At 55.1% G+C, this 26,690-nt stretch carries 25 protein-coding genes; 16 read left to right on the plus strand and 9 right to left on the minus strand.

What is annotated here, in order from left to right; translation table 11 throughout:
- The first annotated feature begins 42 nt into the window (after window positions 1-42).
- Together VFA09_17570 and VFA09_17575 are read left to right on the plus strand one after the other, a co-directional pair.
- On the plus strand, window positions 43-1,353 hold the full coding sequence (locus VFA09_17570; protein ID HZU69089.1) for an MFS transporter: 1,311 nt from the start codon (window positions 43-45) through the stop codon (window positions 1,351-1,353).
- Between the two features lie 219 nt (window positions 1,354-1,572).
- On the plus strand, window positions 1,573-1,749 hold the full coding sequence (locus VFA09_17575) for a helix-turn-helix domain-containing protein (GenBank protein ID HZU69090.1): 177 nt from the start codon (window positions 1,573-1,575) through the stop codon (window positions 1,747-1,749).
- 36 nt (window positions 1,750-1,785) lie between these two features.
- On the opposite strand, the gene VFA09_17580 is transcribed toward VFA09_17575, so the two are convergent.
- On the minus strand, window positions 1,786-2,259 hold the full coding sequence (locus tag VFA09_17580) for a DUF983 domain-containing protein (protein HZU69091.1): 474 nt from the start codon (window positions 2,257-2,259) through the stop codon (window positions 1,786-1,788).
- 110 nt (window positions 2,260-2,369) lie between these two features.
- On the opposite strand from VFA09_17580, the gene VFA09_17585 reads away from it, so the two are divergent.
- Window positions 2,370-3,539 (plus strand): acyl-CoA dehydrogenase family protein, encoded by a 1,170-nt coding sequence (locus VFA09_17585; protein ID HZU69092.1) that lies wholly within the window; start codon window positions 2,370-2,372, stop codon window positions 3,537-3,539.
- Between the two features lie 191 nt (window positions 3,540-3,730).
- The gene (locus VFA09_17590) at window positions 3,731-4,054 is read left to right on the plus strand and encodes a hypothetical protein (GenBank protein ID HZU69093.1); all 324 of its coding nucleotides are present in this window, start codon (window positions 3,731-3,733) and stop codon (window positions 4,052-4,054) included.
- A 164-nt stretch (window positions 4,055-4,218) separates the two neighbouring features.
- On the opposite strand, the gene VFA09_17595 is transcribed toward VFA09_17590, so the two are convergent.
- Window positions 4,219-4,818, minus strand: coding sequence for an ester cyclase (locus VFA09_17595; protein ID HZU69094.1), 600 nt, complete (start codon window positions 4,816-4,818; stop codon window positions 4,219-4,221).
- 263 nt (window positions 4,819-5,081) lie between these two features.
- On the opposite strand from VFA09_17595, the gene VFA09_17600 reads away from it, so the two are divergent.
- The gene (locus VFA09_17600) at window positions 5,082-5,750 is read left to right on the plus strand and encodes a winged helix-turn-helix domain-containing protein (protein HZU69095.1); all 669 of its coding nucleotides are present in this window, start codon (window positions 5,082-5,084) and stop codon (window positions 5,748-5,750) included.
- 18 nt (window positions 5,751-5,768) lie between these two features.
- Window positions 5,769-7,106 (plus strand): MFS transporter, encoded by a 1,338-nt coding sequence (locus tag VFA09_17605; protein HZU69096.1) that lies wholly within the window; start codon window positions 5,769-5,771, stop codon window positions 7,104-7,106.
- Window positions 7,107-7,138: 32 nt separating this feature from the next.
- On the opposite strand, the gene VFA09_17610 is transcribed toward VFA09_17605, so the two are convergent.
- Entirely contained in the window at window positions 7,139-8,023 is an 885-nt protein-coding gene (locus VFA09_17610) for a GNAT family N-acetyltransferase (GenBank protein ID HZU69097.1), read from the minus strand.
- Between the two features lie 152 nt (window positions 8,024-8,175).
- On the opposite strand from VFA09_17610, the gene VFA09_17615 reads away from it, so the two are divergent.
- Entirely contained in the window at window positions 8,176-9,006 is an 831-nt protein-coding gene (locus tag VFA09_17615) for a phosphatase PAP2 family protein (protein HZU69098.1), read from the plus strand.
- 412 nt (window positions 9,007-9,418) lie between these two features.
- Here VFA09_17615 and VFA09_17620 read toward each other — a convergent pair whose 3' ends face one another.
- The 3 genes from VFA09_17620 to VFA09_17630 all read right to left on the minus strand — a co-directional run bounded on the left by VFA09_17620 (window position 9,419) and on the right by VFA09_17630 (window position 13,857).
- A complete protein-coding gene (locus VFA09_17620; protein HZU69099.1) occupies window positions 9,419-10,186 on the minus strand; it encodes a hypothetical protein in 768 nt (255 codons plus the stop codon).
- A 603-nt stretch (window positions 10,187-10,789) separates the two neighbouring features.
- Window positions 10,790-12,871, minus strand: a complete 2,082-nt coding sequence (ftsH, locus tag VFA09_17625) for an ATP-dependent zinc metalloprotease FtsH (GenBank protein HZU69100.1) — start codon at window positions 12,869-12,871, stop codon at window positions 10,790-10,792.
- A 164-nt stretch (window positions 12,872-13,035) separates the two neighbouring features.
- The gene (locus VFA09_17630; protein HZU69101.1) at window positions 13,036-13,857 is read right to left on the minus strand and encodes a hypothetical protein; all 822 of its coding nucleotides are present in this window, start codon (window positions 13,855-13,857) and stop codon (window positions 13,036-13,038) included.
- A gap of 228 nt (window positions 13,858-14,085) precedes the next feature.
- Here VFA09_17630 and minC point away from each other — a divergent pair, with 228 nt between their 5' ends.
- The 3 genes from minC to minE all read left to right on the plus strand — a co-directional run bounded on the left by minC (window position 14,086) and on the right by minE (window position 16,167).
- The gene (minC, locus tag VFA09_17635) at window positions 14,086-14,859 is read left to right on the plus strand and encodes a septum site-determining protein MinC (GenBank protein ID HZU69102.1); all 774 of its coding nucleotides are present in this window, start codon (window positions 14,086-14,088) and stop codon (window positions 14,857-14,859) included.
- 106 nt (window positions 14,860-14,965) lie between these two features.
- On the plus strand, window positions 14,966-15,790 hold the full coding sequence (gene minD / locus VFA09_17640) for a septum site-determining protein MinD (protein ID HZU69103.1): 825 nt from the start codon (window positions 14,966-14,968) through the stop codon (window positions 15,788-15,790).
- Between the two features lie 26 nt (window positions 15,791-15,816).
- A complete protein-coding gene (gene minE / locus VFA09_17645; GenBank protein ID HZU69104.1) occupies window positions 15,817-16,167 on the plus strand; it encodes a cell division topological specificity factor MinE in 351 nt (116 codons plus the stop codon).
- Window positions 16,168-16,308: 141 nt separating this feature from the next.
- Here the strand turns inward: minE and VFA09_17650 are convergent, their stop codons facing one another.
- A complete protein-coding gene (locus tag VFA09_17650; GenBank protein HZU69105.1) occupies window positions 16,309-16,551 on the minus strand; it encodes a hypothetical protein in 243 nt (80 codons plus the stop codon).
- Window positions 16,552-17,265: 714 nt separating this feature from the next.
- Here VFA09_17650 and VFA09_17655 point away from each other — a divergent pair.
- Window positions 17,266-18,234: a VOC family protein gene (locus VFA09_17655; GenBank protein ID HZU69106.1), complete on the plus strand. Its 969-nt coding sequence runs from the start codon at window positions 17,266-17,268 to the stop codon at window positions 18,232-18,234.
- A gap of 119 nt (window positions 18,235-18,353) precedes the next feature.
- Here the strand turns inward: VFA09_17655 and VFA09_17660 are convergent, their stop codons facing one another.
- Both VFA09_17660 and VFA09_17665 read right to left on the minus strand, forming a co-directional pair.
- Window positions 18,354-18,593 carry a hypothetical protein gene (locus VFA09_17660; GenBank protein ID HZU69107.1) on the minus strand — a complete coding sequence of 80 codons (240 nt, stop codon included), beginning with the start codon at window positions 18,591-18,593 and terminating at the stop codon, window positions 18,354-18,356.
- Between the two features lie 217 nt (window positions 18,594-18,810).
- Window positions 18,811-21,087 carry a methyl-accepting chemotaxis protein gene (locus tag VFA09_17665; protein HZU69108.1) on the minus strand — a complete coding sequence of 759 codons (2,277 nt, stop codon included), beginning with the start codon at window positions 21,085-21,087 and terminating at the stop codon, window positions 18,811-18,813.
- A 380-nt stretch (window positions 21,088-21,467) separates the two neighbouring features.
- Here VFA09_17665 and VFA09_17670 point away from each other — a divergent pair, with 380 nt between their 5' ends.
- The 5 genes from VFA09_17670 to VFA09_17690 are packed head-to-tail and all read left to right on the plus strand — an operon-like array spanning window position 21,468 to window position 26,642.
- Window positions 21,468-22,199, plus strand: coding sequence for a FadR/GntR family transcriptional regulator (locus tag VFA09_17670; protein HZU69109.1), 732 nt, complete (start codon window positions 21,468-21,470; stop codon window positions 22,197-22,199).
- Between the two features lie 28 nt (window positions 22,200-22,227).
- A complete protein-coding gene (locus tag VFA09_17675) occupies window positions 22,228-23,112 on the plus strand; it encodes an NAD(P)-dependent oxidoreductase (protein ID HZU69110.1) in 885 nt (294 codons plus the stop codon).
- A gap of 3 nt (window positions 23,113-23,115) precedes the next feature.
- Window positions 23,116-24,150: a thiamine pyrophosphate-dependent dehydrogenase E1 component subunit alpha gene (locus VFA09_17680; GenBank protein ID HZU69111.1), complete on the plus strand. Its 1,035-nt coding sequence runs from the start codon at window positions 23,116-23,118 to the stop codon at window positions 24,148-24,150.
- On the plus strand, window positions 24,137-25,261 hold the full coding sequence (locus VFA09_17685) for an alpha-ketoacid dehydrogenase subunit beta (GenBank protein ID HZU69112.1): 1,125 nt from the start codon (window positions 24,137-24,139) through the stop codon (window positions 25,259-25,261). Before VFA09_17680 ends, VFA09_17685 begins: the two co-directional genes overlap by 14 nt.
- Before the next feature lie 46 nt (window positions 25,262-25,307).
- Entirely contained in the window at window positions 25,308-26,642 is a 1,335-nt protein-coding gene (locus VFA09_17690) for a Xaa-Pro peptidase family protein (protein ID HZU69113.1), read from the plus strand.
- Window positions 26,643-26,690: the final 48 nt, after the last annotated feature.

The following is a 26,690-nucleotide window of genomic DNA, read 5'->3' on the forward strand; positions in this document are numbered from 1 at the left end:
TGCTTGAGCATCGCCGAAAACACGTTCAGTATATCACAAGCTATGGTGTATCATAGTAAGCAGTATATAATCCGATATAGAAACTCAGGAGGGGGAATGCTGCGGAATCGAACACTGCTGGCTGTTTCACTGGTTGTCTGCGCCGCCTATACAGGTATTGGCATGATAGGTCCTGTGCGCGTGCTTTACGCGCAATCGCGCGGGGCTTCTCTCACCATCATCGGAACGATGTCGTCGGCTTACCTGATCTCGAACTTTCTCTTCCAGTATCCCTCGGGCTGGCTCGCCGATCGTTTCGGGCGCAAGCCAATGATGCTGATCAGTCTCGTGGCACAGGCCGCGCTCTCGCTGGCATACCTGTTCATCACCGATCCTGTTTTGTTCGTGGTCTTGCGCTTTGCCGAAGGCATTGCCGCGGCTGCAGTCGTGCCATCCGCTCGCGCGCTGGTCGCGGACAGCGTTCCGCCTGAGCAGCGCGGCCAGGCGTATGGAATATTCGGGGCGTTTTTCAATACCGGTTTTCTGCTGGGCCCGGCGCTTGGTGGACTGCTGGCCACTACAGGATATGCCACCAGCTTCATAGGCGCGGTCATCTTCCGCCTGCTCGCGGCTGTTATTGTTATCACTATGATCCGAGTGCGCCCCCGCAGTGGGTCATCGGCAGAAGGGCAAGCTGTACGTATTCCCTTCCGCAAGCTCTTCACGCTGCCGTTGATCGCCGCGTACATCCTGGTATTTGGAGACTGGCTGTACGTTGGTTTCGATATTACGCTGGTGCCGCTCTGGATGCACGACCACCTGGGCGCGTCGGTCGCGATCATCGGTTTTTCCTACATGGCCTGGTCGATACCCAACGTTATTTTGACGCCTTTCACCGGGCGGGTAGCCGACCGCGTGCGCCGTTCGCTACTGGTACTGATCTTCGGGCTGGCCCAGGTACCGCTCTATGTTGTCTATGGCCTCGCCAATACCTTTATGATCATCCTGATCCTGTTCGTCGTCCATGGCATCGTCTATTCAATGGTGCAACCGGCGGTGGATGCGCATCTTGCCGCCTCATCGGGCGCTGAGGCACGCGGCAGGGTACAGGGGATGTATTACGCCTTCGGGCTGTTCGGTGGCTTCATTGGCTCCAACGGGTTCAGCCTGCTGTATGGAGTAAACTTCCGCCTGCCACTTTTCGCGATAGGCACCGCGTTCGGCATCTGCGTCCTTATCGGTGCTACCTTGATGCGCGTCTCCGAGAATCGCGGGCTGGTCGCCGGTCCGGGGAAGCAATACGAGGAACTGGAACAGCGCATTCCAGGCTCGCTTGCCGAAGAGGTGAATATCGGCTTCCCGGAGGACAGCTAGCAGGTCATGCGCCTATGCTCTCCGAGGCGACCTGGGCGAAGTTGAGCGCCGCTACAAGCGAAACGCCGCCGATACTATTGCCGGCAAATCCTTTTCACGCGACTCACTCTTCACAAACATCTCCTCTAATGATATTGCCTGCTGATTATTGCTCTTCTCATCACGTCGATGGGATGCAAAAGTGATACAAACTTTGACAGAAATACATGGGGTTAGCTCATTACCCAGGCAGAGCTTGCTAAACGGCTTGGTGTTTCGCAAGCGCAGGTGGCGCGTATGGAGAAGCGAGGCTATGATGCCTATACCCTCAACAGTTTGCGCCGCTATGTGAAAGCATTGGGCGAGGGATTTGAGCTTGAAGTTGCAGTGCGTGAGCCTTCTCGCCCCAGGTCTTGATAGGAAAAAGGCCTTTCGCTGCTTTTTTAGAACGCATTACCGCAGTCTCCCACTGTCATTCCTGTGAGGAGGGTCGAGCCAGAACGCGAGGCCTATCCATAATGATTTAGTGAGGCGGAAGAAGATGAACGGCAGGATCACCGGCAAGGGTGAGATAGCAATGAAGATGGGTATGGCCGGAACGCCGGGAGTCAGGGCAGCCCATACCGCGACGGGAATAACGACCGCCGTCACTATCAACTCGCTGACGACCAGGTTGATGGCGATTGCGCCCGTGTAGAAGCCCTCTTCGCGTTCAAACACAAAGTTGCACACCTGGCAGCGTTCGTATGATGCAAACCAGCGCCTAAATATTTTCCCCTTGCCACACCTGGGGCAGCGCAGGAGCAGCGCCCTCTGCAAAATTGTCCAGAACCCAACCGTTGTCAAATTCAAGCTTTTTCCCTGGCGAATAGTTGTCTTTCGTTCACTTGCACTAAAGTATATCACGCGCAAGTCTGCGAGAAGCATACACGAGGACTCATTGCGTTGTTAAGATTGCCCTTGCCTGTGTTACAATGAATGTATTGTCAGTCCTTTGCCAGCAATTTGAGCATTTTGCTACCACGAAAGGGGTTGCTATGGATTTCTCCCTCACCGAAGAACAGAAAATGGTACAGCAAACAGTACGACGGTTTGTTGAGCGCGAACTGATGCCCCTCGAAAAGGAGGTGCTGCAAAATGAAGGAAAATACCCCAACGGCATTGAGCCGGGACGCTATCATTCACTACAAATGAAGGCTAAAGAGATGGGTTTCTGGGGTATCAATACGCCTGAAGAATACGGCGGCGCCAACCTGGGCGCGGTCATGACGGCGTTGATCATGATGGAAACCGGCAAAACCCTGGTTCCTTTCGCCTTTGGGGGCAGCGCCGATAATATCCTTTATCATGGCAACGCGCAGCAGAAGGAAGAATATCTCATTCCCACCATCGAGGGGAAACGCAAGTCATGCTTCGCGCTGACCGAGCCAGGCGCGGGTTCCGATCCCTCGGCCATCCGCACCACCGCCGTTAAGGATGGCAACCACTGGGTCATCAATGGACAGAAAGTATTTATCACCGGCGGCAACGAGGCCGATTTCGCGATGGTCTTCGCCGTCACGGACCGCAACAAGCCCCCACAGAAAGGTGGCGTTACCTGCTTCCTGGTGGATCGCTCAATGGGCTGGACATCGCGCCCCGTACCGACCATGGGTGGCTGGTCGCCGGCGGAACTGTTTTTCGAGGATGTGCGCGTGCCGGAAGATCACGTGTTAGGAGAAGTAGGCTACGGTTTCTCACTGGGTATGCAGTGGATCGGCCAGGGGCGATGGCTGATTGCCTCGCGCTGTGTCGGCACAGCCGAGCGCCTGCTACAGATGGCAATCGATTACGCCCGGCAGCGCGTGACCTTCGGCCAGCCGATTGCCGACCGCCAGGCCATCCAGTGGATGATCGCCGATTCCGCCGTCGAAATCGAGGCGACCAGGTGGCTGGCGCTGCACGCGGCCTGGAAAGTCGACCAGGGCCTGGATAACCGCCACGAGGCCAGCATGGCAAAACTGTACGGCTCCAATATGGCGAACCGCGTGGTAGATCGCGTGATGCAGATTCACGGCGGTATGGGCTATACCCGCGAGATGCCCATTGAACGCTGGTACCGCGACCTGCGTGTTACGCGTATCTACGAGGGCACGGACGAGATCCAGCATTTCATCATCGCGCGCGATTTGCTCAAGGGATACGTGAAGCTGGGGGCCTGGGAGTAGGGAGGATTATTCAAAAATTGCCCAGGCAAGTTCGAGGCCGCCGGCGGCCTCGAACTTGCCTGGGCAATTTTTGAATAATCCTGATTTGTGTGCCCCTTGCCTGTTTTATTCTAAAGGTGTATAAATGATAGTGGCAATTCCCATAAATAACCTGATGTGAGGTATGGTAGTTCGCGAAGGAGGTTTATCTGATGGCAGCCGTGACGATGCGCCAGCGCGCATACAGGATCAGTTATTTCGTTACCGTTCAGCTCATTGCCCTGGTTGGTTGGATTATTGTGCAATCATTCTTCTCCCTTTCCCCGCTTGGTCACAACATCCCTTTTGCCGTTACCATCGTTATCGAAACAATCTGGTGGATCGCAACGCTTGTTATTATGTTTGTACTTTTCCGGCGAGAATATCAAGGATTCGTCCAGGCTGTGCTTGATCTGGAGGAGGCGAATAAGAGGTTGAGGGAGACAACGAACACGATCTTCCAGGAGTTGAGGAATCAGGGCGCCCAGGAAGAGTGAGCAATGCGAAGGGAGAAAGTAAGCAGGGCATCCTTTCGTGATCGCCCTGCTTACTTTATTTCTCATGCATTTGCCCTTGATATGTTCAGGTCTGGCCACCATACTTTCCCAGAGAGAAGCGGCAGGAACTGGTCCTTTTCCCGACTTCCTGCTGGGGATTGAAACTATGGATTAAACCGGCCGAGCTGGCGGCGAACTTCCGCCATATCGTAATAGAGCGATTCGCGTGTGATCTTGCCATTCTCTCGAACGACAACTGTGACGCCCTGGATGGAGAAAGAACGCCCTGAGGCCGGAAGGCCTGGGAAGTCGCCTGAGTGCGTGCCGGTCGCGATCCACTCGACACTCACCTGGTTACCATGCACAACGCGGTTCACAACCTGAATCTGTAAATCGGGAATGGCGGCCATGCCGGTACCCTTGCGGGCCATGATGGCGGCGCGACCGACAAATGGTTGCGGATACATACTATCTTCCACGATAGCATTTTCGTGGTAGTCATTCTGCAAAGCGCCTGTATTGCCGCTGGTTTGATTTTGAAGGTGCTGGTCATGCAGCTGCAGGTGATCGGTTCCATCTTCTATCACGGGCGCGCTGGTGATTGGCCCTGAGGCAGTTGGAATAGACGCGACCGCGGCTATCGCTCCAATGCCCGCGGCAGTGATGCCCATATGCGCCAGCTTCTTCATGAACTGGCGGCGCGGCATTTTCCCCGCTCGCACTTCGTCTACCATCTGGGGGATGGTGTATTCTTCTTCTCGCATATTTTCTCCTTGCAATATGGCTACATATGACTTTACGTCTCTTGCCATCTCAGGAGAACAATAGCATAGTTCTGGCAGGCTTTCGTCATAGACAGGTTAAGGATATGTGACGATTTTAGAGGATCGGTTATGGTTTATTAACCGGACTCTATCAAAACGACTTGACAAACGTCCACATTGTGCTATATTTCCAGTACGTTATGAATTCGCATTTCGTTTTGAAATTGTTGTTCATCCAGGGAAATCAGCAAAGAGGATGATGTATGAGCGCATTCAAAAGCAACGATGACATCGATGCCATTCCAGTTCTGCCTGATGATGTACCTGTTGAGATGCCCCAACTGCCACCGAGAATGACGATTGAGACTGTACAGCAATTCAAGGCTTTCGGCGACCCCACGCGCAGGCGTATTCTGGGTATTATCCAGAACTCGCCGGCCACGGCCAAGCAGATCGCCGAGCGGCTGGGAGCGACACCCGGCGCTATCGGCCATCACCTGCACGTGCTTGAGGCAGCAGGATTGGCGAAAGTGGTTGCCAGGAGGCTCACACGTGGCATCGTCGCGAATTACTACACGCGCACGGCCCGTATCTTTGACTTTCACCTCTCACGGGATATGGCCGGAGAATCCCCTGGCCTCGATATATTCACCAATGTTCGTAACGAGCTGATCGAAGCCATAGATAGCGGCGAGGAAGATCCTTTGCTTTATGATGGATTCCCGCGTGTCCGGCTCTCGCCCAAACGCGCAAGCTATTATCAAGAGCGGCTCGAAGCGCTGGTCGAGGATATTTTGCACGAAAAGCCCGACCCTGACGGCAAGGTTTATAGTATCTTCGTTGCTATGTTTATAGCGCCTCCTTACCTGCAAGGACCGGCTACATTTACACCTGCTGCACCGGAATTTACGTTGTCTGACGAAAACGAGTGACCTGTAAAGGAGACCTCAATGGCAACCAACAATCACGGCTTTCCCCAGCCCGCCCGGCGCCTGAGTAGCGATTTCTGGAAATACTGGACGGGGCAGACGATCTCGAATCTGGGTAGTTCGGTTACCCTCTTCGCGCTACCCTTGCTGGTCTTCAAAATCACCGGCTCGGCGCTCAATCTTGGCATTACGACCGCCGCCGAATTTTTGCCCTACCTGCTCTTCGGGCTGATCCTTGGCGCGTGGACGGACCGCGTAGACCGCAAGCGCATGATGATCGCGGTCGATGTCGGGCGCGCGCTGATCATCGCATCGATTCCCGCCATGGCCATCGCGGGCCTGCTTACCGTGTGGTGGATATACATCGTGGGATTTGTGCAGTCGACGCTCACCATCTGCTTCGAGGCCGGGCAATTTGCCGCAATACCGGGGCTGGTCAATCAAGATGACCTGGTGACGGCGAACGGGCGCATCCAGGCCAGCTATTCCGCCGCGCAGGTAATCGGGCCATTGCTGGCCGGCCTGCTGGTGACGGTGATGCCGCTGGCGATGCTCATGGCTGTTGATGCCTTCTCGTTTCTGGTTTCATCCTTTTCGCTGGCATTGATACGTGCCAGCTTCAATACCGGCGCGAAACGCGCATCCGCCAGCATTGGCCGCGACGTTATCGAGGGGTTGCGTTACGTCCTGGGCCATCCCGTCTTGCGCAATATCTCGCTGATGATGGCAATGGTCAACTTCGTAAGCGTAACAACCGGTGCTCAACTCGTGCTATTCGCCCGGCATCAATTGCAGGCCGGTGATGTCCAGATAAGCCTGTTGTACTCAGCATCGAGCATCGGAGTTGTGGTTCTCTCGTTATCGGCGGGATTGTTGCGCAAGCGCTGGTCGTTCAGTACCGTTGCGTTGGGCGCGTTGATGACCGAGGGGTTGCTGACAATCGTGTTCTCGCAGATGCGCTGGTACTGGCTCGCCTTGCCACTATGGGCATTGATGAGTGGGCTGGGCATCCTCTTCAATATCAATACGAGTAGCCTGCGGCAGGCTATTGTGCCGAACCACATGCTGGGGCGCGTGATAAGCATTGCCAGCGTACTGGCCTGGTCGGCTATCCCACTGGGTAGTATTGCCGGAGGCTACGCGATTACTTTGACAAACAATGTAGCGCTGGTCTATGCGGTCATTGGGATACTCGTCTTCCTTATTCCCTTTTCGTTCTCTTTCACCCCGCTCGGCCATGCCCAACGTTATATTTCTGCGCACAACCCCGCGACTCAGGCAGAAACGGAGACTGCTGTTAATGCATCCGCTCCCGAACCAACAGATGGTACCTATTCATCAGATACATCTCCTGCATGAGGCCGGGATAGAGCGCTCTTCTTCACCGGCCTCTACTCAAGTACTCGTTCGTATGTATAAAAAATTGTTCCATCCCACTCGTACTCCGCGCCGGTGAACGCGTCGCGCACCATGATCAGATCGGGGACGTTGGCCTGGACGGCATCCAGGTTCATTTCACTAATTCTGTCCCGTAGGGCATAGGCAATCAGGCTGATCGATTCGGTAGTGCCGTCGATGTAGCCGATGAACAGGTTTTTGCCCTGCCGCCCCTCACGTGGCTGGGCAATCGCCAGACCATCCAGGCGGTCCCAGCGACGCAAAAGATAGACGTTGTGCGCGGCTATTTTTGCCTCCAGCATTTCCTGGGTGATGCTATAGGCTGTGAAGCCTTCGTAATAGAGGCCGCCCACGGCAGGAAAGATATTCGAGACGTTGAGATAGTCGATAATGTCGTTGAGATCGGCAGCGGTTGCCACGGTTGGCATCTCCTGTTCGTACTGCCTTTTAGCGGATGCCGGAATAGGCATTGCTTTATATGGCGCATAAGCTCCTACCTGGCGCATGTAGCTGCGTTCGAGCAGGCGGATGGAGTTGGTATTGGTTGATTCGGTAATCAGCCGCGCTACCTTCGCGCCGCGCCGCATGGCCTCCGCAATTATCTCAGTATTGAGTGCCGCTGCCACCCCTTGCCTGCGATATGCCGGGTCGACGCGCATCCCCTCGAGCCATGCTTCCGTGGCAGTGAGCATACGCATATGTTCTATACCAACCGGCTTGCCATCAATGAGCGCGACAAGCAGTATGCCATTGGGATCGTGTAACCATTCATCCCACACGTATTCAATATAGTCGCCCCACTCCCAGGTGTGAGCACAAAACGCGAGTATGGCATTACGATCTTCGGGTCGAGCCGGCCGGATTTCAATTTGAGGCATGTTGCATTGACTCCTTCTTAGTCTCGTCTACCTAAAAGTCTAACGAGAAATCGGTTATTCGTCAAATGGAAACGGTATGCTCAACAAAAACGTGTTTATAATATCCAAAAGGATATGCTGAAGAGGGTTGAGTAAACAGGCAGGGAACCAGTATGGCACAAAAACAGAAAAAAGAAGACTCTATGGAGGAACTTCCTGCAGGCACGCGCCTCGGAAATGAAGTAGGATCCGTAATCAGCGAAGCGGAAAAAGAGGTAAGTGGGTCGCGTAGAAGCTGGTACGAGAGCGTCAGGTGGGGACGAATACTGATTACCGCTGATGCCATCCTGCTTGCGCTCTTCGCGCTGCTGGCATGGTGGGTACACATACATCCAATACTGGCCATCGATGTGACGATTACGCGTGAGTTCCAGGAAAATCAATCTCCCTGGCTGAGTACGATGATGATCGCTGTAAGCTATCCCGGCAATACACTGCCCTTGCAGATCGGCCTGATTGCGCTGGCCGCGGCCTTATTCGCTCTTGTACGCCTGTACCTGGAAGCCGTGACCGTGATCGTGGTCTCAGCGGTCAGCGCCATTTTAAACTTCTCGATCAAGTTGCTGGTAGACCGTCCGCGTCCAAATTCGCACCTGATTGATGTGATCCAGCACGCGAATGGGCTGAGCTTTCCCAGCGGTCATGTGATGTCCTATGTCGCTTTCTGGGGCCTGCTTTTCTCGCTGATGATTATTCTCTTTAAAGGCAATCACTGGTGGCGTATTGCGTTGCTGATCATTTCGGGGCTGTTCGTGGTGCTGGTTGGTCCATCGCGCATCTACCTTGGCGATCACTGGGCATCGGATGTCCTGGGGGCCTACATATTTGGCGGTGTCTGGCTCTGTATTGCGCTCTTGATCTACTTTAAGCTAAATGAAAAAGGTGTACTGGTATCGAAGAAGCGGGGTAGATTTTTGCGGAAGTATATGCGACAAAGCAAGTAGCTTCTGGAACTGGCCACGGGCCGGTGATGAGTTTTCACAAGCAAGATCGATAATCAGTGAGTCGTGTCATTCTGAGCGCAGCGAAGAATCTCCATCCGCCAGTGCCAGGATTCTTCCCCATTCGCTCCGCTCAGGGCTTGCGGCTTCTGCGCTCAGAATGACACGAGCTAATCCCGGTTCTGGTCGTGAAAGTTCATAATCGGCCCCTACAGGGGTGACGGTGAAAGGCGGGCAACGAGACAGGGCCGATCAATCATGGGCATGGTGGCATAGGGCGCGGTATAGGCCAGCGCGCGGTGAAAGGCGGGCAACGAGATAGGGCCGATCAATCGGCGGTGTGTACGATCAATCGGCCCCTACGAAGAGAACACGTGCATAGATGGGCCGAGAGCGGTCCATCTATGACTTACACTTAGTATGTCTCTTCCTGAGAAGGCTCGCCCTGAGAGGATTCCCAGGCAGATGTGGCCTCATCCTCGTGCTGCTCCTCGGGCATGGGAGGAGAGCTTTCATACTCACTCTCCATAGAGGTTGAAGTATCTGATTCCTCCGTTGAGGATGCAGTTTCATCCTCGTGCTGCTCCTGCGGCATGGGATAAGAATTTTCTGGTTCGCCATCAGTAGAAAGAGATGAATTTGACGATTCCGTTGAATCGCTGGCAGACGGCTGTGTGCCCGTTGCCTGATCTTCAGGGAGGATGTCGGCACGTCCTTCCGCTGGGGGTAAGGACACTTCCTGGTCGGTTGGAATGGGGGTATCGACGCTGCTGGCAGGCTCGGTGGCTCCTCCTGCGCTCCCTTCGCTCATAACATGGGTCTGTGTGCCCAGAAGGTCTGCCGCAGTTGCCGGCATGGCAGTAGCAGTTGTTGTCTGTTCATTGGCACCTTGCCCTGATTGTCCATTTAGCCCATACTGCGAACTGCTGTCCTGTGCTTGATCATGTGCCGATGAAGCGCGCACGTCCGACAATTTGTTTTCTAGAGAGTGTAGCCGGGCAGTGCGAGCATCTAGACGTTCCTTCGCTCTGGCTAATTTCCGCTGCGCCTTCTCGATGCTGGCTTTCGCCTTCTCTATGGCCAGCATGACTTTCGCCTCGCGTTTGGCCTGCTTCTTGCGATCTTTTTGCCGCCCACGCTCCTGATCGCTGGATGTTTGATCCTGGTTGATTGTTTTTGCCATCTTTCACCTCAAATTCTTTTTTTGCTGAGCAGGACAGGGCAAGCCGCTGTCCCTACTAACGATTCAGGATAGGTTTCAAATAAAGACACGTTCTAGCATGGAATCTGGTCTCAGCAATGCGGAGCAGACGTGCCGTCTGCTGCCAGATAACACTATACCACAAAGGACAAGGACAGGAACTACCCGCTGTCCCTACAGAGGGACTTTCGTGAGGACAGGAACGAGCCGGGGGCCGATCAATCGGCCCCACAGAATTTTGAAGACGCAAAACAAGAGGTTTTTGGGAAGTTGAGAGAGAAGGAGCGGGGGCACTGGTATTAGCCATTAGGGGTCTCCAGAGCTGCAACCGAGCAACCGAGGGGTGATTGTTGTTTGCAGCGCTCTGATTGCTCGCAAATCCAACCAGAGGGAGTGTAGGTAGGTTGCCCCCGCCAAAAAGGAATATACCATAGTTTTTGGAATATGTCTATAGACTTTTTGGAAAAAGTACTTTTGGGTATGAATCCGGCGCATGGCGCATAATGGAACACCAAGATATAGAACGAAAAGCGCAAGCCGGATGCAGAACTCGCATCCGGCTTGCGCTTTTCGTTCGTTAGCTCTTTATCTGTTTTCAGGTGATACGGGCGGCTCGATGGGTGGTGGCGGTGCGAGTTCCTGCGGCGTGACCTGCTCACCTGCGGTCGAGGGGACGGGAACGGCTCCTGTTTCCAGCATGATCTGTTGCAGCTGTTTGGCGTCAATCGTTTCGTGGCGGCGCAGTTCCTGCGCAATGCGATCAAGCGTCTGGCGATGGCTTGACAGGAGATCCAGCGCCTTTTTATAGCAAGAGCTGACGATGCGCTCGACCTCTTCATCCACAATTTCGGCGGTCATCTCACTATAATCGCTGGGCGCGCCGGTATCGCCACCTCCTAAAAATGGGCTTTGCCGCTCGCTGAAGGAAACGGTTCCTACGCGCTCGCTCATGCCCCAGCGAATGACCATCTGGCGCGCGATGAGCGTGACCTTTTGTAGATCGTTCTCCGCTCCCGTGGTGATACGACCGATTGCGACCTGTTCTGCCGCCCGGCCACCCAACGCGGTCACTATTTGTGTCAGCAGGTACTCTTTGGAGTAGTTGTAGCGATCATCGAGCGGCGTGGACATGGTGACGCCCAATGCCTGGCCGCGCGGCACAATCGTCACCTTCGTCACCGGGTCGGCGTTTTCTGAAAGCAAAGCGGTGAGCGCGTGGCCACCTTCGTGATAGGCGATGACATTCAAATCTTCGTCGCTCAGCACGAGCGGGCGTTCAGCGCCAAGAATAATTTTGTCAAGAGCTTCATCAAAGCAGCGCTGGGTGACGCGATCAAGGTTGCGGCGCGCGGCCAGCAGCGCTGCTTCATTGACGAGGTTTGCCAGGTCTGCACCGACCATACCGGGTGTAGCGCGCGCTATTCTGACCAGGTCAACATCGGGCGCCAGCGGCACACTACGAGCATGAATTTTCAGGATCGCCAGTCGCCCATTCCAATCAGGTCGATCAACCGTGACACGCCGGTCGAAGCGGCCTGGACGGAGCAGCGCTATGTCAAGTCCATCCGGTCGGTTCGTCGCGCCTATCACAACAACTGCCTGGCGCGTATCGAAACCGTCCATCTCTACCAGCAACTGGTTGAGGGTTTGCTCGCGCTCATCGTTGGTGTTGATGCTTGCGCCGCGCTGCCGTCCTACGGCGTCGATCTCGTCAATGAAGATGATACTGGGGGCGGCCTTCTTTGCCTGATCGAAGAGGTCACGCACGCGACTTGCGCCGACACCGACCAGCACCTCTACAAATTCTGAGCCTGACATGGAGAAGAAAGGCACGCCTGCCTCGCCTGCTACGGCGCGCGCAAGCAACGTCTTACCGGTTCCCGGAGGGCCTACCAGAAGCACGCCACGTGGAATCTTGCCACCTAATCGCTGGAATTTATTGGGCGTCTTGAGAAATTCTACAACTTCCTGCAAATCGTATTTCGCCTCATCTACTCCGGCAACATCGGCAAAGGTCGTGCTGGGGCGATCCTCCAGAATGAGCTTGGCGCGGCTCTTGCCGAAGCTGAATATGCCCTGCTGCCCTTGCGTGGCCCGGCGACTGATGAAGATGAAAAGGCCGATCAAGAAAATCCACGGCAGGAACGTAATCAATATGTTTAACCAGAAACCATTATCGCTCGGTGTCTGCGTGACAACCGTTGTCTGGGCGGCACACGTTGGTTTTTGCCTCAGTAGTGTCGGTGTCAGATTTGGGTCTCCGTTAGGAAGCTGCACGACATGGTAGGTCGAGAATGTGCCTTGAGAAGTGGCTACGGGCGTACAAAAATTTCCTGTGATATCGGTTGACCCGATAATAGTGGCGGATTTGATGTTGCCGGCGGAGATTTGATTATAGAAGTCGCTATATGTAAGCTCATCCGTGGTAGGAGTGCTTGAGCTGCTATTGGAACTCAGAAACTGGTACAGGTAGATGCCGAGCATCAGCACAACAATGATCAGTAACCAGCGATTGAGGGAAGACATGCCTCCATTACCGGGTTGCCGTCCATTAGAATTGGGACGCCCGCCAGGACCCATATTTGGACGTTGCTGATTTTGTTGTCGCTGCGGCGGCAAATTGTTATTATTTTGTAGCCAGAATTTACCGGCCGGTTCTTGTTTCATAAAAGGTACACCTTATTCTTTTTTTGTGGACCCTGACGTGTGCTGACGGTCGCAGTTGCTGAAAATAAGCAGATAACAACCATCTAACAATAATACTCTATTATATATTACGCACGGATGAAATGCACGGTTACGGCACAGCAAAGCCATACTGAACCATATCGTTATAGCGGCCTGGCCGTCAATTGTAAGACGAAAGATTGCGCGCTGTGCGGGTCAATCGACAAACGGTCGGCGGGACGATTGAGCGCGTCTTCGGTGCTAACGGTTGGCTCAAAGCAGACAAAATCGTGATCTGGTTTGTCCGGTGGCTCGGACCAGACCTGCATGTTGGACAGCGAATAGTTGCCATTCCGCGGCAATTCCGCGATGGTCAAAGTGCCCTTTCCTGGGAACTGGATATCGACATGATGTGGAAATGGGTAAGGATTATCCGGTACGTTTGTGACCCAATCGAAATCGCTGGCCTTAAATCCCGGCGGGCCATCGGTGATCAGTTGTGATTTCTGCTGCTGCTCAATGGCGAAGTACGGATGAAAGCCGGGCGCGATGGGCATAGTCTCGTCGCCGCGATTCTCCATCGTCACGGTGTAAGTAAGCGTCTGCTCGCCGGCCTGGATCGTGGCGGTAAAGGTGAACTCATAGGGGTAGCTCTCCCGGGTCGCGTCGCTGCTGCTCAACTGCATTGAAAGGGACGAGCTGTCCATGGAAGTAACCGTCCAGGGCAGCAGGCGACCGAAGCCGTGCATGGGCAACATAGTGCCTTTTTCCTTGAAAATACCATCCTTCAAACGCGAGAAATTGGGGATCATCAGGGGCAGGCCCCATCTTTTCACGTTGCCGGTCTCCTGTGGTCGATACAGCACCTGCCAGGAACCGACCTGGAAATGCGAGACCAGGCAAATATCGCTAATCACGCCAATGGTTGTATCGCCACGCGTGAGGACTTTTTCGCGTGGGGTTGGGAAATTCATAAAGTCGGCCATTCGCTTCTCCATAAAGCTAATAAGAAAATATGTTGTTGATAGCATTCTATTAGAGGTGGGGGAAGAACTGCAAGCCTGATCCCCAACCATAATGCCTACAGCTATTGCGTTTTGTCGCTTGTACGCTTATACTTGATCTTGATACTATGTGCCTTTAAATGGCATGGAGAGAGAAAATCGTTGCATACACCTCAGCCAGTATGCGTGTGAGATGGTGAAATTATGGGTATGGAGGACACTTCGGAGCAGAGGACATCCGAAACACACGGCGAACTGGAAAGGGAGGAACAGCAATCAGTGCAAGGTAATGTCGCAATCAAGGGTACGCGCAATGGCCTGCTTTTGACCCTGGAACCTGGAACTCCTTTTGGCGAATTGCTCAACGCGCTGGCCGAGCGGTTGGCCGAGGCTCCCGGCTTTTTCCGCGGCGCTTCGCTGGCCCTTGATACCAGTCGCCGGTCTCTCCACGGCAGCGAGCGAACGCAGCTTGAGGCCTTACTTGCCCATTATCAAATGTCGGTCATGCCACTGGAAACAGCAACGGCACAGCGCAAGGATGCCGCACCGGCGGTTCTTCATCCCGCCAATACCTCTCCCTTGACCCAGGCACCAGGCGACAGGATGCAACTCCCGGCACAACGAGATCCGCGCGAATCGGATGATACGCTGTTCTTACGCCGCACGGTGCGTTCGGGCCAGGCCATTCATCATGGCAGCAATGTCGTTGTCCTCGGTGATGTCAATCCCGGCGCGGAAATCATAGCCGGTGGGGATATCATCGTCTGGGGAGTTCTGCGCGGCATGGTGCATGCAGGCTATCCCGATAACACGAAAGCTGTCGTTTGCTCCCTCTTGCTGGCCCCCGTGCAGTTGCGTATCGCGCATTTGCTCTCGCGGCCACCAGACGGGGTCGAAGTACAGCCACGGCCAGAGGTTGCCTCTATCCGCGATGGACAGATCGTCGTTGAGGCGTGGATCAGTGGCCGCCCATCACGAAAATAGCACGAGAAGAGTTCTTATTACTAAAGGTAGAAGCTTTTCTGGCCCTGCCGATTTTATAGACAACTCGTAAAGCAGTTATTTGAACAGTTGCTAATGGAGCGTGCGTATGGATAGTCGGGTGATTACCATCACTTCGGGGAAGGGCGGTGTTGGCAAAACCACAACCACGGCGAACCTGGGCACAGCCCTGGCGCTGCAGGGGAAAAAGGTCGCTGTTGTCGATTCCGATATTGGCTTGCGTAACCTTGATGCCGTTCTTGGATTGGAGAACCGCATCGTCTATGATCTCGTCGATGTCGTAGAGGGCCAGTGCCGTTTACGGCAGGCATTGATTAAAGATAAGCGCGTGCCGGAACTCTATCTCCTTCCTGCCGCCCAGACACGTGATAAGAATGCCATAAATAGCGTGCAGATGGAACAGCTTTGCCAGCAATTGCGCGCGGAGTTCGACTTCGTGGTGATCGATTCGCCCGCCGGCATCGAGCAGGGATTTCGCAATGCGATTGTGGGCGCGGACGAGATCATTATTGTCGCCAATCCTGAGATGGCCTCGGTGCGTGACGCCGACCGCATTATTGGACTGGTGGAGGCCGCAGGCAAGCCGGAGCCACGCCTGATTCTCAACCGCCTGCGTCCCGAAATGGTCAAGCGTGGCGATATGCTGGACGTGGCGGACGTACTGGAAGTCCTGGGCATCGATCTGCTGGGCATCGTTCCAGAAGATGAGATGATTATTATCGCAACGAATAAGGGTGAGCCTGTCGTTTACGAGAAGCGCTCCCGTGCCGGGCGTGCCTACCTCAGCGCGGCACAACGCATTCTAGGCGAAGAGGTTCCCCTGGATGAAGTTGTTGAAACACCGTCCCTTATGGAACGTTTGAGGCGTTTGATGGGATTTGGTCCTGCATTAGCCGAAAAGCGTGTACGTTGATAGCCATCCGATAAAGGGGACAGATTATGGGTGTGTTTGGCTTTATGACCGGTCGCAAGAAGCCGACTCCAAGCGAGCAAGCCAAGGAGCGCTTGAAGGTTGTTCTGGTGCATGATCGTATCAAGGTGAACCCGGAATTGCTCGAACTGATCAAGGCCGACCTGCTTACGGCCATTTCGCGGCGCCTTGAAATAGATGAGCAGCATGTACAGATCAACATGGCGCGCGAGGATCGCTGGGATAAACTGCACGCAGAGATACCCGTCAAGCGCCAGAAAATCTCTTTCGAATGGGACCCTCCCTCATATACTCCTGCCTCTAATGCCCTGCGTGGCAACAAGATTCGGGTAGAAGTCGAACGCATCGAGGATGAATAAGATGGGGACAGGCCCAGGGTTCCGTCCCTATAGTGGCCTGTCAGTTGCCATCAGGAAACCCACCACGATGCAAGACCATGGGGTAGTGCGGTAGTGTTTCAGGCTTGCTGATTGACGCTCGCCAGCCGTCAGGATAAGGTTCTAATCCCTTGAACAAGGGCGATTGTTGCGCAGTGGGATCGCCGACCAGTCGCTCAAGAGCTTCGCGTAGATTATGAATAGTGGCCTCGCCGCCCAACGACCTTCGATAACTTCGAGCAACCGATGGTACCCCTCCTGAGCCTTTTGCCCTTTAGCAGTAAGACGAGCTACTTTGAAGCGACTGCCGAGCGGGTCTGGCTCGACTACGGCAAAGTGTCCTTTCTCAAGTATGCCCATTGCCATGCTAAGCTCCTCCTTTGACTAGCAAAGCCTTTGTTGTTACCAAGCGATCTACAGTATAGATAATCCTATATCTATTGATTCATAGGTTAAGAACCCTGCAATAAAACACACCATTTCTCAACTGAACCTCCATGATCTCATAACCAGAACCGTGTCCGCTTTCAGTACAATACAACTAGAACCCTCGCAATGATGAGGAGTGGGTAATGTGGTGGAAGTGTTTCTCCAGGAGGTGTCTTGCTTGAGTGAGGACGAGGACAGGCCATCGTCCCTACAGCAATCGAAAGTTTCCGGTTGATATATTTCCTTTCGCGATAGTGAAGTGCTGGTGTGCGAACACGGGCAGGACTCAACGTGTGCCATGCGTTGTGTCCGGGTGTGGTGTTGGGATGCGGTGTGGTATGCCGGTGATGCATGGCTGCTGCGCAGCGTATGCGTGGGCGTGGGATGGGGTGGTCTGGTGGTGTAGAGGGCCTCGCTTACCTGCGTAGCGTTGTTGGGATGTGGTGGACGTGTGTTGCACGCCATGCACTGAAGTGCAGCTGGTTCTATGCGCCAGCACTTCAGTGTCGCGAGAGGAAATTTTTCCCGCATATGACCTTCGGGTAATTCCGTTGACCCCTCACTGTGGGCTGTGTATGATACAAGTTGAAATAGCGTAGACAAATGCCGTGCCGGCAGAGGTATCCATAACAGACCAGGAGGCAGGTTACCATGAGTGAGCAGCAGATTCAAAAGGTGCGCGTACAAAGACTGGCCCATATTGGGCTGTGGGCAAACGATGTGGCAGCACAAACGCGATTTTATCGCCAGGTGCTGGGTTTCAATCTACGCGCCACCGAAGTTATTTCGCCGGAGCAGGACATAGAAATTGAGGAGGCGAATACTTACCTGGCCCTGGGCGACGAACATCATTGCCTGGCCCTCTTCAGTGATACGCGCGCATCAAGCGGCAATGGGCGGCTACCGCTCCAGCAATCACGTTTGCATCACATGGCTTTTGAGGTAGACACTGATGCTGAACTGGCCGCTCTCGCTGCTCGCCTCAAACAGTCCGGTATCGAACTCTCGTTGCAGGCGCGTGATGGCGACCCGGAAATGGGCGATACGTTATGGTTCAACGACCCCGATGGCAATCGCGTCGAAATTTCGGTCACGCCTGATGACTCGCTGACCCTGTCTCCCATCAGCAACGAGGCGAGGCGCGCGCGTCTCCATCCATATGCCTTGCAGCACCTGGCGATCCGCACGACCCGTATGGAAACTATGGTTGAATTTTACACCGAGGCGCTGGGCTTTGATATCTCGGACTGGTTATTGCGAGAAGCCGTCTGGCTGCGCTGCAACAATGATCACCATACCCTGGTGCTTCTACAGGGCAAACCGGATATTGATCATATCGGTTACAGCATACCCAGTGGATCAGATCTATTGGTATGGGCCGACTATCTGAGCCGCCAGCAAACTCCAATCTTGTGGGGGCCTGGTCGTCACGGCGCGGGCAACGACCTGTTCCTGCGTTTCGCCGATACCGAAGGCGTTCACATCGAGCTTTCCGCCGAACTGCAACAATATTATGACCGCGATGTAACGACTCCACCGCGCATCTGGCATTCGCGTCCGACCGCGCTCAACCTGTGGGGCGTGATGCCCTCCTGGCTACATGAAGAGGTGCGTGTGTGAGAAGCGCTTTCAGAAAAGAAATAAGAAACGCGGCCAGAGTCACATAACCCTGGCCGCGTTTTGTAGCGCCTTGTATGATTTCAATTCCTCACGAGGGAAATCTACCACGTAGTCGACTATCACCACCGGCTGTTCATCTCACGGGGAAAATCTGCCAGGTGTACGATCGATGTAGCATCGGCCCCGCAGCTATCGCAGGTGGTAGGCACGGCACCCGTATGAATCATGCCGCATACTTCGCATACCCAGCGGTAAGCGGCGATTTTCTGTTTCTGGGTGAGTAACTTTACTGCTGCCTGCACAGTCGCGTCATCGCCAGTTTCAACGACATTGTTGGTTTTTGTTCTCTGTGCAATCATAGAAGTCTCCTCTTTATTTATAGGACAGGCACCAGGCGCTGTCCCTATTGGGTCTGTATAAATTAAGTCTACCAGCCCTCTCATGCTCCTGTCCATGAATTTGGATAGGCGTTACAAATACTATCTATAACTAAAAGGTTATACATAAAGAAAAGCCTGGGCGGGCCAGCATTGCCGGCCCGCCCAGGCTTTTCTTTATGTATAACCGAAATACCTGCTATTCGGATTGGATGGGGCGCCAGGGACGCCTCTGCCCATTCGCGGGCTGTTGCTCAGGGGCCTGCCCGTTTGTTTGCTGCCTATAGGGTGCGACGGTGTATGGTGAGAATGGGGATGCCTGAGGCTGTTGAGACGCGGCGGCTATAGGCCGCGGAGTCGCCGGCGCCAGAGCATTATACACAGGAGCACCTGCCAGCGCCGGGCCGGCAGGTTGAGCGCTGGCGGTCACCGTGCGGAAAGCGCCGCTAAGGGAGAACTGGTTATCCCGTCCGTTTTCGGGTGTGATGGTGACATTCGAAGCCGGAGCAAAGTAGTTCTGGTTGTCACGCAACTTGAAGGCTTCTACCGAGGAGAGGAGCTGTTCGGCCAGGCGTGCCAGTCGTTCGATGTTCTGTGCGGCCATACGTGTGCTGGCGCTGCTCTGCTCGGTTGATTCGGAGACGCCCTGCATAATTTGCACGACGACGCCGGAGGATTGCAACTGCTGCGTCGCCATCTGGTTGATGAGTTCGATTTCACGTGCCTGGCGTTCGACGACGCTGAAGATCGACTCCAATGCTGCGCCGGCTTCCTGCGCCAGGCGCGCTCCGGTGGACGTTTCGCGTTCGGTGTCGCGCATGGCGATGGCGGCGGCGGCGATATCGTCACCGACATTGCGTACAATGCGCCCAATCTGGCCGGCCTGGTCTTTAGCGCGTTCGGCCAGTCGCCGGATGTCGGCTGCGACGGCTCCAAAACCCTTACCGTTTTCGCCTGCCATAGCAGCCTGGATCGCGGCATCCAGGGCCAGGCGGTTCGTCTGGTGCGCGATGTTAGAAATGACTTCTACGATGTTGTTGATTTCACGCGAGTTCTCGCCCAGCGCCTGCACTTTAGTGGATGTTTCCTGCACGTTTTCGTTGATGCGGCCCATGCCTTCGATGGTCTGCCGCACGGATTGGCGGCCAGTTTGCGCGGTCTGGCGTGCTTCACGGGCGACATTATAAAGGACGCGTGCGCGTTCAGCGACCTGGCGGCTGGAGTCGGCCATGCGCTCCACTTCTACGGCGGCATCGGTGATACGCTGCAATTGCATGTCGTCGGTTTCCACCAGTTGCACCATGCGTTCGTAGGTCATAGTCGTAGAATTCTGTACCTCGCGCGCGACCATTTTCACGCGGATGATCAGGCTGCTGAGCTCTTCAACCATGTAATTGAAGGAGTCGGCCAGCACACCGAGGGCGTCAGCGGTGACTTCGGCCTGAACGCGCAGGTCGCCTTCACCGACGCCACTCACTTCGCTCACGAGCTTTTCGACCTGGGCCTGTAACAGGTCGCGCTGTGTTTGCGTCTCCTGGATCAGTCGCACGATGTTGTCCAGCATGCTATTCATAGAGGTAGCGACGAGGTAGATTTCGTCACCACCGCTGACATTCGCACGGGCGCTGGTATCTCCTTTGGCGATACGGTGAGTAAGGGATGCCAGCTGGCGCAGTGGTCGCGTGATGGTGAGGTTGACCAGGAAGCCGGCAGTGAGAATGACGAGCAAGGTGATCAGGAAGGCGATGGCGGTAGAAAGGATGACCGGTTGCGTCTCCGATGGGCCGACAGTGGTGACAGCCTTGCCCATAGCTACAGCGTCATTGACGACGCTTTGCCAGCTATTTTTGAGGTTGGTGAAGCTCAAATTCGCCTGGTACAGCACAGGATAGGCTTTCTGGTATGCGGTATTGAGTTGAGCCTGAGTAAAGGTTGTCTGGGCATCCAGTTTTTCCAGGAACTTTATTTCAGTCTCTTGAAAATTTTCATACTTCGGCCATTGGTTTTGTATGACGGCATTCAGCGCGCGCTGCTGGTCTGAAATAATAGTGGTGTTGGGCTGATCACTAAGGATGATACTGCGGATAATGCTCATATTGTCGGAGGTAGCCAGTTCATAGTTGCTTTGATAATCCTTCAAGGCCTGGTCAAACTGCAACTGGCGATCGTTGATTTCGCTGTCTACCAATGCGCCGGCAGCCCCAAGAGAGGCATCGGTGATGACGCCACTTTTGGTGGCGAAGATCTGATTTTCGCGCGATTTGAGGAGCGCGTTCATGGTTTCCAGGTTGGCCAGTTGTTCGGAGGCGATACTTTGGGCGTCGAAACTGGTGCTGACTGCCTGGCTGCGTGTGTTCAAGGCGCCGAGATAGTAGCTGCCAAGCAAGATAATGACGACGCCTGGTATGGCCGCCGAGAGAGCAAATGCCAGGAAGAGGCGGCGGAAGATAGACAAACGACTCAAAAAATTCAACATAGCGGGCTCCAATCCCTACTGAAAACGCAGAAGCCGATGAATTCTGCCCCTACACCATGCAGGAGACGACTATCCTTATCTGAAAATGGTGAAGATGCTCGTATAACACTCCCACGGTAGTGTACATTACTTGAGCAAGAAATGATACTTTTGGGCGGGGGAATGACCTGATTTTCCTAGTCGGCCTCGCGATGGCACGGCCAATCGGACGCCCGGGCTCACTTCCAACCCCTGTAAATAGTTCAGATATCTTAGAATCTCTCGCACACTTCTATGTAATCACCAGAACTAAAAGCATTGACAGGGCAAAAACAATATGCTACTTTTGTCTTAATCGCAAATGGTATGATAATCTTACCAATGGAGTCCCCTGGCACAACATGACATATATACCTGTGCATGCTCATAAAATTTATGAGCAAATAGCAATGCAAATAGAGCAGCGTATTCTCAGCGGTGAACTGCGTGAGGGAGATCGCTTGCCCACGGAGCGCGAGCTGGCGAACCAGTTCCAGGCCAGCCGCACTGCTGTGCGTGAGGCGATGAAAACACTGGCGCAGAAGGGGCTGGTAGACATGCGGCCTGGGCGTGGAACCATTGTTATTGATGGCACGTCGCAGGCAATGAGGCATTCGCTGGGCTTGATGATGCGGGTCGGGCAACCCAACAAAACAGTAGACCTGGTTGAAGTGCGCGAAATTCTGGAGCCGGAAATCGCGGCGCTGGCAGCGGCGCGGGCGCAACCGGAACAAATCCTTACGATGCAGGCAGCAGTAGAGGTGATGGATGTGAGTTTGAACGATGCCGATGCTTTTATCGCGGCCGATAACGATTTTCATCGCGCATTGGCAAAGGCCACACAGAACGAGCTTATCCTGGCGCTGCTGGATTCTGTCGTTGATCTGCTAAGCGCGCAGCGCAAGCAAATATTTGCTGTTGCCGGCGGTCCTGAGCGCGGGCAGGTTCATCACAAGCTCCTGCTGGCCGCGGTTATGCGCAAGGACCCGGAGGCCGCGCGCAAGGCAATGCAGGCCCACTTGAAACAGGTACGAGACGATGTAGTGGCCGGGACCAGGTTCATCGCGCCCCGGGCCGCGCATTCCCTGGAATAGTGACAGGGTTATACATTGGAGGTTATTTATGGCTAACCTTGGTTTTGTAGGGCTTGGTGCGATGGGCGGGCGTGTAGTCAAACGCCTGCTTGATGCCGGGCATACTGTGACGGGTTATAATCGCACGCGCGAGCGGGCGGAATGGCTGGTGGAGAGGGGCATGCGCTGGGCGGATACGCCGCGTATGGTGGCGGTGATGGCGGATGTGACGTTTACCATGGTGACGAATACTGCCGCGCTGCAAGCAGTGGTGGGCGGAGATGACGGCATCCTGGCCGGTTTAGGACCCGACAAGATTTATATCGATATGAGTACCGTCAGCCCATCCAAATCGCGCGAGCTGGCTGGACAGGTGGCGGCAAAAGGCGCTTCGATGCTGGATGCGCCGGTGTCGGGCAGCGTGATAACGCTGGAGCAGGGCCAGCTTTCGCTGATGGTGGGCGGTGATCTTGTTACGTTTGAGCGGGTGAGGCCGATTCTGCTGGATATTGGGCCGAAGGTGACGTATATCGGCGCGAATGGGCAGGCCGTGCTGATGAAGATCGCGGTGAACCTGAACCTGCAGGTTCAATTCCTGGCGCTGAGCGAGGGGATGCTGCTGGCGGAAAAAGGCGGCATTCCACGCGAGACGGCGCTGGAGGTGATGCTCAATTCGGTAATTGCCTCGCCTTCGCTGAAGTACCGCGCCCCATTCATCCTCGATATGCCTGAAGAGGCATGGTTCAATGTGAATATGATGCAGAAGGATTTACTGCTGGCGCTGGAGCTTGGGCGCGAGTTCGATGTGCCGTTGCCGACGGTGGCCGTGAGCAACGAATTTCTGACGGCTGCGCGGGCGATGGGACTGGCAGAGCATGATTTTGCGATTGTGTACAGGGCGCTGGCGCGCCTGGCGGGATTAGACAAGGAATAAGAGATGCCGCATTCTGACATATCCGGTGCGAACGGCGCGCCGGCTCAGGCAATGGTTGGGGATGAGCAGGCAACGGCATTGAGCCAGGAACACTGGCTGCAGATGTACGAGCAGATGCTGAAAATCCGTCTTTTTGAGGAGCATGTGAACGAGCTGTACAAAAGCGCGAAGATGCCGGGCCTGGCCCACCTGTACAGCGGTGAGGAGGCGGTGGCGGTGGGAGTGTGCGAGGCGCTGCGCCGCGACGACTATATCACGAGTACCCATCGCGGGCATGGTCACTGCCTGGCGAAGGGGGCGTCGGTGGATAAGATGTTCGCGGAGTTGTTGGGCAAGGAGGCGGGGTACTGTCGCGGCAAGGGTGGTTCGATGCATATCGCCGACCAGGATACAGGCAATTTAGGCGCGAATGCCATTGTGGGAGGTAGCACGGCGATGGCGACCGGGGCGGCGATGTCGAGCAAGATGCGCGGCAGCGAGCAGGTAGCAGTGTGTTTTTTTGGAGATGGAGCGCTTGGTCAGGGGCTGTTGTACGAGGCGATGAATATGGCAGCGCTATGGAAATTGCCGGTGATCTACGTGTGCGAGAACAACATGTATGGGGAATACACGCACTTTTCTGAGATGGTGGCGGGTGATATTAGCGCGCGGGCAAGGGCTTTCGGCATCTTGACTGTGGAAGTGAATGGGCAGGATGTGAGGGAGGTTTACGCGGCGGCAAAGAAGCTGGTTGAACGAGCCAGGCGCGGCGAGGGACCGGCTTTCTTGACCTGCAATACCTATCGCTATTATGGTCACCACGTGGGCGATGTTTCGCGCTCGTATTATCGCTCGAAAGAGGAGGAGCAAGATTGGAGGACGAATCGCGATCCGCTGACCTTGCTGAGCAGGTGGCTGTTGGAAGAACAGGGGGTTGACGCGGGGGTATTTAAAGAAATAGAGCAACGTGTAACTGCCGAAGTTGAGGCTGGCGAGCAATTTGCGCTGGATGCGCCATATCCAGAGCCGGGAGAGGTGACCGAAGATGTCTACGCTTAATAATCCGAGTGGGGAGGCTTTTGCGCCTGTTGCGGGATCCCAGGGAGGCCCGACCGGTGCCGGTCGGGGCCGATTGATCGCGCCCACCGCCGATGTATCGGCCCATGCGCCCGCCGCCAATGGACCGGCCAGGACGCGTGAGATTACGCTTGCGCAGGCCATACGCGAGGCGCTGGCCGAGGAGATGCGCCGCGATCCGACTGTATTCATTATCGGTGAGGACGTGGCCGAGGCAGGGACGCCATTTAAGGTGCTTGCCGGATTGGTGGAGGAATTTGGGCCGGGGCGCGTGATCGATTCGCCGATTTCGGAGGCGGGCATTACGGGCCTGGGAGTGGGTGGCGCGATGACGGGTATGCGTCCGGTAGTAGATATTATGTTTGGCGATTTCATCGGGCTGGCAATGGATCAGATTGTGAACCAGGCGGCGAAGGTGCATTACATGTCGGGCGGCAAGTTGCGGGTGCCGCTGGTGATTCGCACGACGCTCGGAGCGACGCGGCGCTCGGCGGCGCAACATAGCCAGAGCCTGCACGCCTGGGTGAGCCATATTCCAGGCCTGAAGGTCGTGCTGCCCTCTACGCCATATGACGCCAAGGGCTTGTTGAAGACGGCCATTCGCGATAATAACCCGGTGGTGTTCTTTGAGGACAAGATGATGTACCAGCTCAAGGGGCCGGTGCCGGAGGAAGAGTACACCATTCCCTTTGGTGTTGCCGATATCAAACGCGCAGGGACGGATATTACACTGGTAGCGACGAGCAGCATGGTGCAGGTATGCCTGGCCGCCGCCGAGTTGTTGGAGCAGCAGGGAATCAGCGCCGAGGTGATTGACCCGCGCACGACGTTCCCGCTTGACAAGCAAACGTTGATTGATTCGGCGAAAAAGACGAGCCGCGCGATTGTGGTGGACGAAGGCTACGAACGCTATGGGGTCACAGCGGAGATCGCCTCGATTATCGCCGATGGAGCTTTTTATTACCTGGACGCGCCGGTCAAGCGTATGGGGGCAATGGATGTGCCCATACCGTTCTCGCCGGTGCTTGAAGATCTGACGGTGCCAACGCCGGAGAAAGTGGCGGGGCTGGCGAAAACGTTGTGCGGAAGGTAAGGGACGCGGGGCCGATAAATCGGCCCTATACGAAAGGACGTACATCATGGCGATAAAGACCTATGGCTTAATGGGGGTGGATTGGGAGGAACGGGCAAATTTTGAGCGCCTGCGCATACAGCGGCTGGCGCGCATCAAGCAATTGCTGAAGGAGTCGGAACTGGGCGCGTTGCTGTGTTTCGATATGAATAATATTCGCTACATCACGGCGACGCATATCGGGACCTGGGCGATGGATAAGCTGGCCCGATTCAGCTTGCTGCCCCAGGATGATGAACCAATCCTATGGGATTTTGGTTCGGCGGCTCGCCACCACCAGCTGTATTGTCCCTGGTTGGGTGAGCGTTCGCGCGCCGGTATCTCTACCCAACGTGGCGCAATGCTGCCGGAGGCTGGTAGAGCCGAGGACGTGGCGCGTAAAATTCGCGTCGAGCTTGAGGCACGCGGACTGCTTCACGAGCCGCTAGGTGTCGATGCCATCGAACTACCGGTTCTCTTCGCGCTCCAGGCCGAGGGCATCAAGGTAGTAGATGGCCAGCAACTGATGCAACAGGCGCGCCTGATTAAAACGCGGGACGAAATCACGCTGCTGAGTACAGCATGCATGATGGTTGACGCGGCCTACGATGAACTGTATCGCACGATGAAGCCGGGCATCCGCGAGAATGAATGCGTGGGACTGGTCAGCAAGGTACTCTACGATATGGGTTCGGAACATGTGGAGGGCGTGAATGCGATTTCCGGCGAGCGCTGCAGCCCGCACCCGCATGTATTTAGCGACCGCGCGCTGCGTCCGGGCGACCCGGCCTATTTCGACATCCTGCATAGCTATAACGGCTATCGCACCTGCTACTATCGTACCTTCGCTATCGGCAGCGCATCGCAAGCGATGGTCGATGCGTATAAGCGCTGCCGTGATATCCTGGACGCGGCGATCAATGCGATCAAGCCAGGGGTGACGACGGCGGATATTGTCAAGCTATGGCCAAGGGCGGAGGAATTTGGTTTCCCCAACGAGGAGGCAGCTTTCGCTTTGCAATATGGACACGGCGTTGGGCTTTCCATCTGGGAGAAGCCGATCTTCAGCCGCCTTGTTTCGCTCGACCATCCCGAGGTGATACAAGAGGGCATGGTCTTCGCGCTCGAAACGTTCTGGCCTGCCAGCGATGGCTGGACGGCGGCACGTATCGAGGAGCAGCTCGTCGTGACAAAGGATGGTTGTGAAGTGATCACGCGCTTTCCCGCCGAGCAGTTGCTGGTCGCGGGCGGGCGCTATTACACAGCGAGCGGCCCATTGCCAACGACGCGCGAAACGCAGTCTAATCTAAATGTGCTTGCTAACGGGCATCAACCGGCTTCAATGGACGCGAGCCGATCATGAATTTTAACCAAATAGTCCGGCAATGGGCAGGGGCCGATTTATCGGCCC

The organism is Ktedonobacteraceae bacterium, assembly GCA_035653615.1.
GTDB lineage: Bacteria > Chloroflexota > Ktedonobacteria > Ktedonobacterales > Ktedonobacteraceae > DASRBN01.

What these genes read in the sequence shown, in the direction of transcription:
- VFA09_17675 (HZU69110.1), top strand. Translation starts at nt 22,228, where the DNA reads ATGGCTAACCTTGGTTTTGTAGGGCTTGGTGCGATGGGCGGGCGTGTA.
- VFA09_17595 (HZU69094.1), bottom strand. Translation starts at nt 4,818, where the DNA reads ATGCGAGAAGAAGAATACACCATCCCCCAGATGGTAGACGAAGTGCGA.
- minE (HZU69104.1), top strand. Translation starts at nt 15,817, where the DNA reads ATGGGTGTGTTTGGCTTTATGACCGGTCGCAAGAAGCCGACTCCAAGC.
- VFA09_17605 (HZU69096.1), top strand. Translation starts at nt 5,769, where the DNA reads ATGGCAACCAACAATCACGGCTTTCCCCAGCCCGCCCGGCGCCTGAGT.
- VFA09_17585 (HZU69092.1), top strand. Translation starts at nt 2,370, where the DNA reads ATGGATTTCTCCCTCACCGAAGAACAGAAAATGGTACAGCAAACAGTA.
- VFA09_17670 (HZU69109.1), top strand. Translation starts at nt 21,468, where the DNA reads ATGACATATATACCTGTGCATGCTCATAAAATTTATGAGCAAATAGCA.
- VFA09_17570 (HZU69089.1), top strand. Translation starts at nt 43, where the DNA reads ATGGTGTATCATAGTAAGCAGTATATAATCCGATATAGAAACTCAGGA.
- VFA09_17680 (HZU69111.1), top strand. Translation starts at nt 23,116, where the DNA reads ATGCCGCATTCTGACATATCCGGTGCGAACGGCGCGCCGGCTCAGGCA.
- VFA09_17690 (HZU69113.1), top strand. Translation starts at nt 25,308, where the DNA reads ATGGCGATAAAGACCTATGGCTTAATGGGGGTGGATTGGGAGGAACGG.
- VFA09_17590 (HZU69093.1), top strand. Translation starts at nt 3,731, where the DNA reads ATGGCAGCCGTGACGATGCGCCAGCGCGCATACAGGATCAGTTATTTC.
- VFA09_17615 (HZU69098.1), top strand. Translation starts at nt 8,176, where the DNA reads ATGGCACAAAAACAGAAAAAAGAAGACTCTATGGAGGAACTTCCTGCA.
- VFA09_17655 (HZU69106.1), top strand. Translation starts at nt 17,266, where the DNA reads ATGAGTGAGCAGCAGATTCAAAAGGTGCGCGTACAAAGACTGGCCCAT.
- VFA09_17665 (HZU69108.1), bottom strand. Translation starts at nt 21,087, where the DNA reads ATGTTGAATTTTTTGAGTCGTTTGTCTATCTTCCGCCGCCTCTTCCTG.
- VFA09_17620 (HZU69099.1), bottom strand. Translation starts at nt 10,186, where the DNA reads ATGGCAAAAACAATCAACCAGGATCAAACATCCAGCGATCAGGAGCGT.
- VFA09_17650 (HZU69105.1), bottom strand. Translation starts at nt 16,551, where the DNA reads ATGGCAATGGGCATACTTGAGAAAGGACACTTTGCCGTAGTCGAGCCA.
- minD (HZU69103.1), top strand. Translation starts at nt 14,966, where the DNA reads ATGGATAGTCGGGTGATTACCATCACTTCGGGGAAGGGCGGTGTTGGC.
- minC (HZU69102.1), top strand. Translation starts at nt 14,086, where the DNA reads ATGGAGGACACTTCGGAGCAGAGGACATCCGAAACACACGGCGAACTG.
- VFA09_17660 (HZU69107.1), bottom strand. Translation starts at nt 18,593, where the DNA reads ATGATTGCACAGAGAACAAAAACCAACAATGTCGTTGAAACTGGCGAT.
- VFA09_17685 (HZU69112.1), top strand. Translation starts at nt 24,137, where the DNA reads ATGTCTACGCTTAATAATCCGAGTGGGGAGGCTTTTGCGCCTGTTGCG.
- VFA09_17610 (HZU69097.1), bottom strand. Translation starts at nt 8,023, where the DNA reads ATGCCTCAAATTGAAATCCGGCCGGCTCGACCCGAAGATCGTAATGCC.
- VFA09_17630 (HZU69101.1), bottom strand. Translation starts at nt 13,857, where the DNA reads ATGGCCGACTTTATGAATTTCCCAACCCCACGCGAAAAAGTCCTCACG.
- VFA09_17600 (HZU69095.1), top strand. Translation starts at nt 5,082, where the DNA reads ATGAGCGCATTCAAAAGCAACGATGACATCGATGCCATTCCAGTTCTG.
- ftsH (HZU69100.1), bottom strand. Translation starts at nt 12,871, where the DNA reads ATGAAACAAGAACCGGCCGGTAAATTCTGGCTACAAAATAATAACAAT.
- VFA09_17580 (HZU69091.1), bottom strand. Translation starts at nt 2,259, where the DNA reads ATGCTTCTCGCAGACTTGCGCGTGATATACTTTAGTGCAAGTGAACGA.